Genomic DNA, 13644 nt, shown 5'->3' with positions numbered 1-13644 from the left:
CTCCTTTTCACTTTCTATATTATTAATATTAATTATCATGGATTTGAATCAGTTCAGTTCACTTCCCTCTCAATTCATCCTTAGCTTTGAAACCATAATAAAATGTATTTAAAACAAGCTCTGCAGCAGATTTTTTAGCCACATTTCCTTCATATACCTGTTCCCAGGTATGGAAAAGCAGAGCATAAAGCGTATTCAAAATCCATTCGCTGCTAACTGTTTGCTGAAAGTAACCTCTTTGTTGTAGCAATTCAATAACGCGTCTTAAGGGTTCCCTCAGCTTCTCTTCTGCTTCACCTAATTCTTTGTTGTTAAATACAGATGCATCATGACCTAGAAAATAGATTTTGTCACCTAAAGGGATTAACGCTTCAATGAGTTCCGGGATATAGTTTTCACTTCTTTCCTCATCCAGTGGAATCTGGTTTACAGTATCACTTACCAGTTGTATAGCCCGATGGCCCAAGAACAGCATCAATTTCTCCCTGCTTTCGACGTAGCGATGGAGTGTAGCAATTCCAATTCCCGCATATTCCGCAATTTCATTCATCGAAGCAGTAGGATTTTCAACAAGCAATATAGTAGCTGAATCAAGAATTGCATTAAATCTCGCTTCCTTCAACGCTGACAAGTCTTTCTTCATCGTCAATCTCTCCCTTTTTCTGTATAAAGTCGTCATTTTTGATAGATAAATATATCATTTGATATTATAATAAACAATCTCAAATAAAGTGTCCAGCTGCTGAATGTAGCTTTTCAAAAAGAATTATATTCCTGAAACTGATAGTACTTTGAATGTTTCATTTTTAGCATTTCATTATTTAGATAACGATGAAGAAATTAAATTCTTTAATGTAATAAATACAAGAGCCAAAGGAAATGGTACGAGTTACTTTCTGCATAAAGTTATCGGTTTATTTTAAAATTCACTTCCGGGTATTTGGTTATCAGCCTTTTAAGGGTTGAGCCGTCATCCTTCTGTTTTACATACTGGTCAAAAAATGCCAGGCTGAATTCGTTGATAATACGATGAACTTCCTTTGGATTTTCACCTGGGCTCTGCAACACAGGGGAGAACAAATGTAAATCAGTGAAGCTTGTATGATCCGTATGAGGAATGAGCATTGACATACCACCACCAGCTAACCCACGTCCGTATCGCTCCCTCACTTCATAGGGATCTGCTTCATCAGGCTCTTCTGCACTCATGAGCAGAAACGGTTTTCCAATTCCACTTTCAGGAAAAATTTCTCCATACAATGTACCATCCATATTGATAGCTGCTTTGACACGAGAATCTTTTGCAAGTATTTGTGTTGCGGTAGCTCCACCGTAAGAGTGGCCAAACATTCCAATTCGCGATGTATCCAGTCTTCCTGTAAAGAAGCCGGTCTCATCATTTTGGTTAAGTTTTTCTATCTGATTAAGGACAAAGCTGACATCTTCCTCCCATAATTTTATGTGACTATCCCCTTCATCAGTTAAATTGATGGGCTGTACGTAAGCAGTTCGACCATCTGGAAAGACGGTAGCTGCAGCATCAAAGGTATGATCGATACTTAGAACAATGTACCCTTGACTAGCCAACTCCTCAACTTGAAACGTGTTTTGATTACGAAAACCATTAAAACCATGAGAGAAAAGTAATATGGGATAGTGATTCTCTGAGTCTGAGAGTTGTAAATCCATAAACGAATGAGACTTTACCAATTCCATGTGGCTGAATGCAAATGCAGGAATGGACAATGTTTTTTCCAATCCCTTGGAGAGCTCATTTATGTTACGAATATAAGGTTCTGGATCCCCCTTGCTTTTTTCAGCTGCAGGATACCAAATTTGCACCATCAGTTCGCGCCGATCGGTTGGATTTTTCGAATATGGTTCATTTCTCTGATGATCAATCCAATGATATACCTTCGTACCGACCCTATGTGGGCCAGTTGGTTCTTCAAATGAAAATACTGGCATAAGTAAGGGTAGCGCAACTGCTACAGACAAATAGATACATAGCAACGAAGCCTTAACTATGAATATACCCGAACTTCTAAAGCCCTTTTTCCGCACCGTTAATAAATAGCATAAAATTAAGATAACTGGGGATACATATGCCGGAATCATCTGCCATCTAAAACCTTCTGCCAATAGCTGAACTGTAACCATTACAACGGCAACCAAAGTAGCTAATTTAGACCACTTTTTCGTTTCTCTTCCTACTAACAGTATCCAACTTAATAGACTAAAATTCACAACTATCAAAACAACTTCCCAGAAATTCATTGGCATATCTCCTTTGCATGCATTTTACTTCTAATTAAAGAGGTAGTTTTCAGTTTGAGCAAAAGCAGATGAAACACCTATATAGTTGCACCGATTATGCTAATCGTTTCATCCACTCTACTCCTTTCTTCAAATTAAAAACTTAAAATGCCCAGCTACCTTTACGGAAAATTGGTTCTACAGTTCCATCTGATAGAATACCGTCGATGTCCATCTCTCTGCTACCAATCATAAAGTCCTCATGTGTTACTGAAATATTTGCCCCTAACGTTTCAAGCTGATCGTTTTCTAAATCTCTTCCACCCTCTAAGCAAGTTGGATAAGCTTTACCAATCGCTAAATGATTCGATGCATTTTCATCAAACAATGTATTAAAATATAAAATTCCCGATGCTGAAATTGGTGATTCATGTGGTACAAGTGCTACTTCACCTAAATAGCAAGAGCCTTCATCCACATTAATAAGCTCCTGTAATAAATCATGTCCTACCTGTGCTTCAGCTTTAACAATTTTTCCTTCTTCAAATGTAAGTTTAAAGCCGTCAATAATATTTCCTTGATAAATTAATGGTTTTGTATTACTTACATAGCCATTTACCCCTTGTTTCATCGGTAACGTATACACCTCTTCTGTCGGCATATTAGCCATAAAGATAGTATCATCAGGAGTTTTACCACCTCCAGTAATCCATTTATGCTGTGGTGCTAATGCAATTGTTAAATCAGTTCCTGGCGCTGTATAGTGAAGCTTCATATATTTTTTATTGTTCAGTAGGACCGCACGAGATTCTAAATTCTCTACATGTTCACGCCATTTTTCAATAGCATTGCCTTCACCAATACGAACAGCTTTAAAAATAGCCTCCCATAATGCTGGTACTTGATCCTCAGCTGCTAAATCCGGGAACACCTTCGATGCCCACTTTGGTGAAGGAACTGCTACCATCGACCAAGCTATTGAATCCTTCATTACGGCGTTGCGATTGTTTCTCAGAGCAGCTCCTGCTACCTTTTGATAGGTAACTAGACGATCAGATGAAATACCTGTAAATTTATCAGGATCTGTAGCATCTATCATTAATAGTGCTCCTTTACGTTCGATTAGCTCATCATTCATTTTAACTATCCACTCTGGGAAGCGATTAAATTCTTCATCTGAGGCATGATCAAAGTACGCACGTTCCATTTCTTCATCCGAAAAATTAACATGAACACGCCCTGCCCCAGCCTTATAAGCCTCTTTGACAACTATACGGGCGAAATCCAATGTATCTACTGATGTATTGACTAATAAGTATTGCCCTGGTTGAATATTGACACCGATTTTCACCGTAAGTTCTGCATATGCTTGTAATTTTTCTTCAAAAGTCATATTATTTACCTCGCTTTTATCAAATTGGTTTTGAATTCCCCTCACTAACCTGCTTTCATACCATACTTTCTGAACAGGTTTTCTCAGAATTTCTCTTTCCTATTTTTTACATTTTTCATCAAGACATGATAACAACTAATGGATTTTTTCTACTACTCATATATTTACTTTCTAAACTTTGATTCAAATAATATTGGTTTTTTTTCAAAAAATCTAATCGAAGGTATCAAACACTACAACAAATTATAGAGTTCTTTATTGTGAAAGCTCACTCATTTCTTCCCAATCTTTTCAATGTTGCTGCACCTAAAGGCTTTCCATCAATGTGGCGTTTAACATTCTCAATCACTTCTTTCTCTTTATAAAGTTATTTTTGATAGATAAACATATCATTTGATATAAGATTAAATCATTTAAAACGAATTATCAAGTCGTAAAATTTAATTTTTAAAAAATTGGGTAAAAAAAACTATATGAACATGGATTCTATCAAAGGGAGCGATAACGAAAAGATTTTTACGCACACATGGATACGAAATTACTGCTCAAAAATACCCCCTACATTTATCTGCAAGAGGGCTATCTTTTTATTCATTTTGCCAATAAACAAACATGTTTCCACTTTACCAATCTTTTTTCATGTTTATATTATCCTATCTAGATGAAGATATCTCCTAGAGGTAACACCACATGCCCATCAAGTTAAGAGTTTAATTGTTGCCACAAAACGAGAAAACTGAACCGGATTTTTATGAGTAATTATGAAGAGATAGAATTTTAGTTTTGGGGATATTTCAAAAGTTTAGCTTGATGGGTATGTGAATCTCCTCTCTATAACAAATATTTTTTAGTAAATGTTAAAAATTTTGCGAGAGTGTAAATTTTTAACATTTTAATTTTTCTCAATTGTATAACTTTATTTTTGAATTATACTTAATTCGTAATCCCAAAATTAGGAAAGGAGCTTTGAGATAGGACATTTATCTTAAATGTTTACTTGGAGGAGTGATTAAAAAAATCAATGAAGGTAATGTGTTTCTAAATTAATCAGGAAGAGAACTTGAAATGTTACTATGCTTTTTTTACTCATCTAAAAATATCATCAAATTTTTTTAATAAGTGCAAATTTAAAAAATCCACTTTCGGCATTAATGAAAAAGCTGATATTTCGTATATAAGTAATTAATGAATTTGAACGAAAGGACTGATCTATATGGACAGCAGAAAGAATTGTAGATTACAAAAAACTATAAAGGTGTTTGCAACATCCGCTATTTTAGCAACCACGTTATTTGCACCTATTATGTCAAACAATTTAGATGTGCATGCAGAAACTGCACAAACTGCAACTCAATTTGAACAAAGAGAGTTTGACCTTCCAGGTACAGGAAGTTTTTGGGATGAAGCAAAAAGAGAAAAAAGAAGTGAGCAAAAAAATTATATGCCAACAGGCATATATGTGAAACCTAATGAACAGGTTACAATTACAGTATCAGGAACGCAAAAGATTAGAGCCATTATTGGGACACATCAATATGATAAAGAATGGGGAAAAGAAATTGATCTTTCTCCAGGCTCTAATACTATCTCTTCACCAAACGGCGGCGTATTAGGGTTAGATAATTTTCAAAGCACAGGAACAGTTAAGGTGCAAGTAACGCAAGGCGGTAGTCCTATTCCTTTCTTTGTATTAGGGAAACACACAAAAGCTGACTGGATTGCCATGATGAACAACTATCCAAATGCACATGCAGTACAATTGAAATCAGAACGAGCCGTACTAACTGTAACTCGTGATAGTGCCAATAAATATATTGTAAATCAAGATCCTGTGCCCCTATTAAATAAATATGATGATATGATTCGAGCGCAAGACAAGTTAGCAGGGCTATCTGAAACGGATCCTAATCCTTTACATCGTTCAACTCGTCGTATTTGGGCCTTTGTAGAAAATCCTAACGCACAAAGTTGGGGCATGTATGCAAGTTGGGATGGAGCCGTCTTTACGACTGCTGGTGAAGCTATCAAAAGTACTTTAAATGTAAATGAGTTTGGATGGGGACAAATGCATGAAGCGGGACATGCACGACAACAATATCCATGGACGTGGAATGATTTAAGAGGTATGGGTGAAGTAACGAATAATCTATATTCATTAGCTGCATTCAAAAAAATATACCCAAATATACCAACACGTTTAGATACAGAGGGAGATTATAATAGAGCTTTTGCGTATTTAAACCAAACAAATAAAGAATATAAAAATATTGACGACCTGTTTGTAAAACTTGTTATGCTTTGGCAACTTCATTTGGCATATGGGGATGATTTTTATCCAAATCTCCACAAATTATATCGTGAGATACCTGAAGATCAACTTCCCAAAACAGACGAGGATAAAATACAGGCATTTATTTACAATACATCGAAAATAGCAAAACAAAATGTACTGCCATTCTTTGATAAATGGGGATTGAAAGCAACACAAGAAACGAGACAAAAAGTAGAAGCTTTAAACACCCCAACATTAATTGCACCTATATGGGAAGCGACGGATGCTAAACCTGTTAAACCACTTGCTGTATTGTCAAAAAAAATAATGAAGGCAAGTGCAAATAGTGAGGAATCAACGGGCTCAGCTAGTAAGGCGATAGATGGAAAAACAGATACATTTTGGCATAGTACTTGGACACCAAATCAATATCCTTACAATTTGACACTAGAACTTGGTGATACACGTACCATTTCACAATTGGCATATCTTCCAAGGCAAGATTGGTCAGAAAATGGCCGTATTTTAACTTACAATATTTATACGAGTGTAGATGGCATTACGTATGACAAAATATCATCAGGAACATGGGAAAATAATAGTGATAAGAAAACGGCAACATTTACCCCAGTTACTGCAAAGTATGTAAAAGTGGAAGTAACGAAAGGACAGAATGGATTTGCTTCAGCAGCTGAAGTAGATATTTTAGGGTATTAATTATTTTCACTTGTAAATGAGTATATGATCACAGGGTGGATTTTGAAATATTTTGAGGATCTGCCCTGTGATATTTTTTGCGTATTTCATGTTCTGTTTTCACTTTATAATTTCTGATAGGAAATTAAGTGAATAAGTTTCAGTTAATACTAATAAAGTAAAAGTCTATAATGATTCTTCAAAAATTTCTTCCTCAAAAAATCTTTTTTGTTTCAACATTTTTCTGACTACTTAGTTTTTCAAACACTGCTTCTGCTTCTTGACCATAATCTCTAAATGTACCTCCAGCAACAGAATCAATTTCTAAATATTTTTCCTTTGAAATCAGATTAGGAGTTAAGGAACCCTTATTCTCATCTCCTACTAAAGACATGTACATAAATATAAGTAGAAATATAACTAATAATCCTAATGTTATTTTCCCTATTTATTGTCTCCTGTTCTAAAAAAACAGTTTCTGTCTATCATACCAACAATAGGGAATGTCCTTTTAGAATTTATAAAAAATATAAAAATACATGACAAACTTATATATAATTGCAAGTTCAACTCTCACAAAAAACAGGATAAAAAAATAAACAGCAGAACTAGTCCACTGTTTACTTTGCCACACCTTCATGTAATTTTTCTGTATAATCCTTTACATCTTTCCAGCTATCTTTCGCTGTATGTAAATCTTCTTTTATAAACGTAAACTCTTCTGGAGAAATTCCTTTTACGTTTTGTAGTAAATTATTATATTTTGCACCTACTGTATACCATTGATTTGATATGTTTTGTAGTGCTGTAATTGCTGCATCAATTGTTTCTGTCATGTTTGTTGTTTTATTTTTTACATCAGTCAAAATTAAGACTTCTGCTTGCGCTCCTGAAATTCTATCTTTTAAATTAGCGATTTCTCTTTCTGCATTTGCGATATCTTTTTTCGCAACCGCAATCATTGGTCCGCCAGCAAGACATGTTATTAATGCTATGCAAAGTACGCCACCAGCAATGACCATATCATTACTCTTTTTAATTGAATCGTTATATGTATTTATTTGTTGCTCTAAAGCTGGAATACCAGCATTCGTACTTGCCAATATCGCTGTTAACTGATTTGTATCCTCTTTGAAACTATTTGTATCTTTCGCCATTCTATCGCGAAAAGCTTTCAAATTCCCTAATAATACATCTACCTCATTTTGATTCTTTACAATATCCGCATACAACTTTTCTAAATCCGCTTTTAATTTTCCGCTATCCTTTTGATCAATCGCTATTAACATGTCATTATAATACGATTGAAAAGTATTATTGTAATTTATAATATTTTGATCCGTTTTCATAATTTGAGGCTTCATATTATTTAACCAATATGCTGCATTAACTTTTGCATCTCTTTGATGCTGAATCATATTCCCTTTAAATTCACTATTAATCGAACTTATTTTACTTAAATCCGTCTCTTGTTGATTTTGAATTAATTTTGCATATGAATCCATTGCAAATATACTTGATGTCGTTTGTGCCATTACATCTTGGAATCCAGCTGGTCCAAGAGAATAGTTTTTCACATTTTCTTGTAGCACCTTTACATTTTGTTCTGCTGCAAAAGGATGTAAAGGAAATGCGTTACTTGTTGCCACCCCAGCAATCATTACCGCTAAAAGACATTTTTTATAAAAACTTTTCTGCATATTTTTCACCTATTCTCCTTATAAGGATATCAAAAGCTCCTGCTCACAACTGAACAGGAGCTTCAAATCATTCATCAACACTTAACGCTCTAACGATTCGTATTCAATTATGCTTTTTTCGTATCTACTACTTTAATATCTTCAGCATAAATCTTTTCTGCATAGTCTTTAATGTTTTTCCAGCTATCTTTCGCAATGTTTAAATCTTCTTTAATGAAAACTAGGTCGTTTGGACTAATAGAATCTACATTTTGAAGTAAAGAATTGTATTTTGATCCCATTGTGTACCATTGGTTTGAAATATTTTGTAACGCTGTAATTGCAGTATCAATTGTATTTGTTAAATACTCTGTTTGTGTTTTAATGTTCGTTAATCCAGCTACTTCTAATTGCGCAGTTGTAACTTGTCCTGCTATCTTTTGAATTTCTGCTTGTGCATTATCAAGCTCTTTCTTCGCTAATACGATTCCAGCTGTACCACCGCCTACAGCTGCTGCACCACCTGCAATTAATGCTACTCCTAGCGGTGTTCCTGCGCCCGTAGCAATAACTACTGCACCACCGATAATTGCAATTGGTCCTAGAGCTGTCGCAACAGATGAACCGATAATAATTGCATTATATTTACTAATTGCTTCATTGTACGTTGTAATTTGATTTTGCAGAAGCGGAATCCCTGCATCTTGACTAGCTAATATAGATGTAATTTGATTTGCATCACCCTTGAAGTTTTGCGTATCCGAAGTCATTTTATTTCGGAATTTCTTCAAGTCTTCTACTAACTGATCCACTTGTGCTTTATTTTCATTAATACTACTTGATAATCTAGTTAAGCCTTTCGTAAGAGTCGCTTTATCCTTTGCATCAACTGCAGCAACTAAAGTATCATAATAGTTTTGGAATTTCGTATTGTAGTTAATGATATTTTGATTTGTTGAAATAAGCTGTGGTTTTAATACATCTAACCATTGCTTCGCATTTCCTCTAGCTGTATCTTGGTGCTGAATTACTTTCCCTTTTAAAGCCGCATCAACAGACGATACATTTCCAAAGTTAACATTACCTTGTTTAATAATTGTTAAAGCGTACAGATCCATTACTAAAGCATTTGAACCTGTTCTTTCCATTGCATCTTTCAAGCCTTCTGGTCCTAATGAGTATTCTTCATAGTCATTATAAGCTTTTGCTACCGCATGAACTGGAGCTTGTTTCACTGTACTTTCAGCTGCATACGTATGAGCCGGCATAATATTTCCTGCTGCAAATACTGCCATAAGTGCTGATAGAGCCATTACTTTATAAGGTTTTTTTGTCATTTTTCTTCTCTCCCTATATCGCTAATTATTTTTCTGTTTAATGTACTTCAACGTTTGTAACGTAATCTTCAAATTGATTTGTTTGCTTATTCATTTCATCACTTACTTTTTTAATTTGATTGAAATGTTTTTGAAGTAAACTACTGTCTGTATACGTGCCTTCTTCAACATTTGTTTGAATTTGAATCATATTATTATTTAAAACTTTCCAATCCGTTAATAACGTTTCTAAAGTTGTAATTTGACGATCAATTAATTCTGTAAAGCTATTTACTTGATCTTCAACGAATGTAATTTGAGTCGCCTCTGCTTCAGTTTGTGATAACTTTTGAATAAGTGGTAATAACTCTTTTTGCTTTTGTTGAATGCGAAGAGCTGCTTCTCTCGTTTGACTATCTGCAGCATTTACAATTTCATTACTTAAAGTACCGATAGAAACAAAATCGATTGTTTTCGTTTGTGCAGTTTGATTTGTGATTGTAAATACTTGTTTACCGATATTAATAGAACCTTTAATGATTTCTTGAGGTCTATTCAAAATAGTAGTTAGTTCAGCTTGAATTTCCCCTTGAATTCTTTTAATATCTTCTCTTAATTTCACAATATCTCCACTTGATCCTTGCAGTGTTTTTATTGCTTCATCGGCTTTAATTGATAAGTTGTTACTATCTTTGTCTAATACTGTTTTAAATCTATTTAACTCTAATAAATCTTGCTCCATACTCTCTTGGATGCTTTGTACTTGCAATTGTAATTTTCCATATGCACTCATAAAATCTGCTTTTGCTTGCTGATCTTCATTTACGTTTCCTGCTAGTTCATAGAGCTTACTATAATAGCTATTAAATCTAGTGCTGTATCTCATCATTTCTTGATTTAAGTCAATTAGCTTCGGATTATATTCATCAATCCATTCTCTTACATTCGCCTTTGCAAACTTTTGATGATTCGTTAAGCTACTCATCGCATTTACCTTAATGTCTGGCTGTTGCAAGATAATTAATCCGTATGCTTGAATAAGCGGTGATTGTGATCCTAACATTCTAATTGAATTGGATAATGTATTTGGAGCAATTACATTTTGCGCATATACTGTTTTCACTTCTGTTTGCCCCTCCTTAGCGTAAGCGCTTACAGGAATGAAGCAACTCGTAGATACTGCTGTAACCAATAACCCTGTAATTAAAGTCTTTTTCACTTTAACTCCTCCTATGTATTAGCAACTATTACTATCGCATTTTATTATTCTATTTTCTTGCCCATAATTTGAGATGATTAAAATAGAGAACGTTCTCACCGTGATCCATGTATGAACCACCTCTCTCGTATTGCTACAGTACTTACTTATCGTCACAAAACATTTTATTATTTTTCATATGTGTTTAGTATGAATAATATTGTATAAATTTTCTATTTCATCGAAATTCTCACATTCACATAGTGAATATATTACTTAAAAATATTATTCATTTTAAACTAAACAACATGCGTAAATATGAAATTTCGTTTTGTTTTCATATATGTTTTGTACTGTAAGGTCATTTAAACACAGCTGTTTATATAACGTAAAGAAGTATTTTCATTCCCTTTATTTTCAAGCTTTCATGTCCTTATTTCAAAATATAATCCGATTCACTTTATCGATTGAAATATCTATATATCACAACAGAAAACACTACTTGCAAATAACCGATAAAATTATATTGATATAATTTTTAAATCCATATGCAATTATGCATAGCATATACACAAAAAGGATAGCTTCATTTTCACGAAGCTATCCTTCAAAAATCTTCTTATTTTTTCAAATGATATGGAACTGTCGTAATAACAACATTTCTTTTATAAAGTAAATACGCACGTATGAGTAAACTGGATTGATTATGAAGAATGTTATGCCAACCTTTTTTCGGAATGAACTGTGGTATAACGACCGTAACGCGGTAATTCGATTCACTTGCCTTATATTGCACTGTATCAATGAACTTCGTTAGCGGCTGAATAATACTTCTATAATGAGAATGTAATGTAACAAGCCTTACTTCAGGTTGCCACACCTTCCATTTCTCTTCAAATTTCTTTTCCTCTTCTCTGTCAAAAGCAACATATACAGCGATAACTTGATCTGCCGAAAGAGATTTCGCATAGTTCAATGAATTTTCTACTACATGCGTCATACCTGCTACAGGAACGACAATTACATTCCCCTCAATTGGAATAAGAGGTTCACAAGTTTTTAAACTTAATTGATCACCCACTGCATCATAATGCTTCTTAATTCGATGAAACAAGAAGATAATAGCAGGTAAGAAAATAAGAATCGACCAAACTTGTGCAAATTTAGTTAAAAAGAACATGCTCATTACGATAAAACTAATAACTGCACCAATTAAATTAACCGTTAATTTTAAAACCCATCCTTCAGGTTTTTCGCGAAGCCACTTTAATACCATCCCTGTTTGAGAAAGTGTAAATGGAATAAATACCCCTACTGCATATAACGGAATTAAATGTTCTGTTTGTCCTTGGAAAGCTACAATTAAAATAATCGAAGCAACTCCAAGTATTATAATACCGTTTGAGTAACCTAGACGGTCTCCTCTAATCGTAAACATTCTCGGTATAAATTTATCTTTTGCGAGGTTAACCGCTAATAAAGGAAATGCAGAATAGCCTGTATTAGCTGCGAGAATTAATATTAAAGCTGTTGTACCTTGTATGAAATAGTACATGAAATTACGTCCAAATGTTTGTTCAGCAATTTGAGAAACAACTGTTACTTCTTTACTCGGCGTCACTCCGTAATAATAAGCTAAAAATACAATTCCTGAAAATAACACAGCAAGTAATGCACCCATTGCAAGCAATGTTTTTGCAGCATTGTTTGGCGCAGGATCTTTAAAGTTCGGAATTGCGTTTGAAATTGCTTCAACACCTGTTAAAGCAGAACTACCTGATGCAAATGCTCTTAACAGTAAAAACAAACTAATACCCGCAACCGGCGTTCCGATCGGCGTGTGTAAAGTTGGTGAAACGTGACCAGTCAAAATATTATATATGCCTACACCAATTAATATAAATAGGGCTAAAACAAATAAATAAACAGGATATGCTAAAACAGAAGCTGATTCCGTTACTCCTCTTAAATTTAAGATGGTAATAAATATAACAAATATAATCGCAATGATTACATTATGTGCATGTAAACTAGGAAAAGCAGATGTTAGCGCATCTGTACCTGCAGATACACTTACCGCAACAGTTAAAATATAGTCGACTAATAAAGATCCTCCAGCAATTAAGCCTGGATTCATCCCTAAATTTTCTTTTGATACAACATACGCTCCCCCGCCATGCGGATAAGCAAAAATAATTTGACGATAAGATAAAATAAGGGCTGTCAATAATACTAATACCCCAACAGCGATCGGAATGGAATACCAATAAGCGATCGCTCCCACACCTGCTAAAGCAATTAAAATTTGTTCTGGACCGTAAGCAACTGATGACAATGCGTCAGAAGATAAAATAGCTAAAGCTTTCGTTTTATTAAGCTTTTGTTCTCCAAGCTCTGTTGATTTTAACGGTCTTCCAATTAAAAATCTTTTAATAGATGAAACCAATGCTGTCCACTCTCCAATAATTTTGTACGAACTTTTCTGCTTGTTACAGCCAGTAAACTATTTCTTCAGAAAACAAAAAATGTCTACAAGCCATAGCGAAATAGACTTGTAGACATTATTTTTTTTGTCGCACAAGCTCCACCTTCCTTCTCAATATAACGCTTACGAGGTTAGCTGTCGGATTCGGGCCTATGAGTAGCCCTACCTTTTTCAAGGATTCACCCCATCGGATTATGTACTAATCCGTAAAAACGGGTCCCCCGTACCATGCGGTTTCAGCGATTTAGAAAATTGAAACTGTGGATTATAATACTCCTTTATTTTCAAAAAGTAAACAAAAATTTTTAATAAGAAAAAAATTAAAATGATTGCGCATAATCCGCTGAGA

9 protein-coding genes and 1 riboswitch are annotated in these 13644 nt (G+C 34.4%); of the genes, 1 reads left to right on the top strand and 8 read right to left on the bottom strand.

The annotated features are described in order from the left end of the window. Positions 1-58: 58 nt before the first annotated feature. The 3 genes from ATL10_RS03560 to ATL10_RS03550 all read right to left on the bottom strand — a co-directional run bounded on the left by ATL10_RS03560 (position 59) and on the right by ATL10_RS03550 (position 3649). Positions 59-643, bottom strand: a complete 585-nt coding sequence (locus tag ATL10_RS03560) for a TetR/AcrR family transcriptional regulator (RefSeq protein WP_110496429.1) — start codon at positions 641-643, stop codon at positions 59-61. A 263-nt stretch (positions 644-906) separates the two neighbouring features. After that, positions 907-2277: an alpha/beta hydrolase family protein gene (locus ATL10_RS03555; RefSeq protein ID WP_097924323.1), complete on the bottom strand. Its 1371-nt coding sequence runs from the start codon at positions 2275-2277 to the stop codon at positions 907-909. 142 nt (positions 2278-2419) lie between these two features. Next, positions 2420-3649, bottom strand: a complete 1230-nt coding sequence (locus ATL10_RS03550) for an aminopeptidase (RefSeq protein WP_000141976.1) — start codon at positions 3647-3649, stop codon at positions 2420-2422. Between the two features lie 1213 nt (positions 3650-4862). Between ATL10_RS03550 and ATL10_RS03545 the strand changes: the two genes are divergently transcribed. Then, positions 4863-6638 carry a M60 family metallopeptidase gene (locus tag ATL10_RS03545; RefSeq protein WP_000378337.1) on the top strand — a complete coding sequence of 592 codons (1776 nt, stop codon included), beginning with the start codon at positions 4863-4865 and terminating at the stop codon, positions 6636-6638. A 193-nt stretch (positions 6639-6831) separates the two neighbouring features. Here ATL10_RS03545 and ATL10_RS03540 read toward each other — a convergent pair whose 3' ends face one another. The 5 genes from ATL10_RS03540 to ATL10_RS03515 all read right to left on the bottom strand — a co-directional run bounded on the left by ATL10_RS03540 (position 6832) and on the right by ATL10_RS03515 (position 13256). After that, positions 6832-7011 carry a hypothetical protein gene (locus ATL10_RS03540; RefSeq protein ID WP_000060529.1) on the bottom strand — a complete coding sequence of 60 codons (180 nt, stop codon included), beginning with the start codon at positions 7009-7011 and terminating at the stop codon, positions 6832-6834. 226 nt (positions 7012-7237) lie between these two features. Continuing rightward, a complete protein-coding gene (gene nheC, locus ATL10_RS03535; protein ID WP_033657501.1) occupies positions 7238-8317 on the bottom strand; it encodes a non-hemolytic enterotoxin NHE subunit C in 1080 nt (359 codons plus the stop codon). A gap of 107 nt (positions 8318-8424) precedes the next feature. After that, the gene (nheB, locus tag ATL10_RS03530) at positions 8425-9633 is read right to left on the bottom strand and encodes a non-hemolytic enterotoxin NHE subunit B (RefSeq protein ID WP_110496427.1); all 1209 of its coding nucleotides are present in this window, start codon (positions 9631-9633) and stop codon (positions 8425-8427) included. A gap of 37 nt (positions 9634-9670) precedes the next feature. Continuing rightward, positions 9671-10831: a non-hemolytic enterotoxin NHE subunit A gene (gene nheA, locus ATL10_RS03525; RefSeq protein ID WP_000751828.1), complete on the bottom strand. Its 1161-nt coding sequence runs from the start codon at positions 10829-10831 to the stop codon at positions 9671-9673. Positions 10832-11429: 598 nt separating this feature from the next. Further along, positions 11430-13256, bottom strand: a complete 1827-nt coding sequence (locus ATL10_RS03515) for an APC family permease (protein ID WP_000254901.1) — start codon at positions 13254-13256, stop codon at positions 11430-11432. A gap of 144 nt (positions 13257-13400) precedes the next feature. After that, positions 13401-13547, bottom strand: a riboswitch (cyclic di-AMP (ydaO/yuaA leader). Positions 13548-13644 lie beyond the last annotated feature (97 nt).

Source organism: Bacillus sp. 196mf (assembly GCF_003217275.1).
Taxonomy (GTDB): Bacteria; Bacillota; Bacilli; order Bacillales; family Bacillaceae_G; genus Bacillus_A; species Bacillus_A thuringiensis_S.
This window is presented reverse-complemented; position numbering and strand designations above follow the sequence as displayed.

What these genes read in the sequence shown, in the direction of transcription:
- nheC (WP_033657501.1), bottom strand. Translation starts at nt 8,317, where the DNA reads ATGCAGAAAAGTTTTTATAAAAAATGTCTTTTAGCGGTAATGATTGCT.
- ATL10_RS03550 (WP_000141976.1), bottom strand. Translation starts at nt 3,649, where the DNA reads ATGACTTTTGAAGAAAAATTACAAGCATATGCAGAACTTACGGTGAAA.
- ATL10_RS03560 (WP_110496429.1), bottom strand. Translation starts at nt 643, where the DNA reads ATGAAGAAAGACTTGTCAGCGTTGAAGGAAGCGAGATTTAATGCAATT.
- nheB (WP_110496427.1), bottom strand. Translation starts at nt 9,633, where the DNA reads ATGACAAAAAAACCTTATAAAGTAATGGCTCTATCAGCACTTATGGCA.
- ATL10_RS03540 (WP_000060529.1), bottom strand. Translation starts at nt 7,011, where the DNA reads ATGTCTTTAGTAGGAGATGAGAATAAGGGTTCCTTAACTCCTAATCTG.
- ATL10_RS03545 (WP_000378337.1), top strand. Translation starts at nt 4,863, where the DNA reads ATGGACAGCAGAAAGAATTGTAGATTACAAAAAACTATAAAGGTGTTT.
- ATL10_RS03555 (WP_097924323.1), bottom strand. Translation starts at nt 2,277, where the DNA reads ATGAATTTCTGGGAAGTTGTTTTGATAGTTGTGAATTTTAGTCTATTA.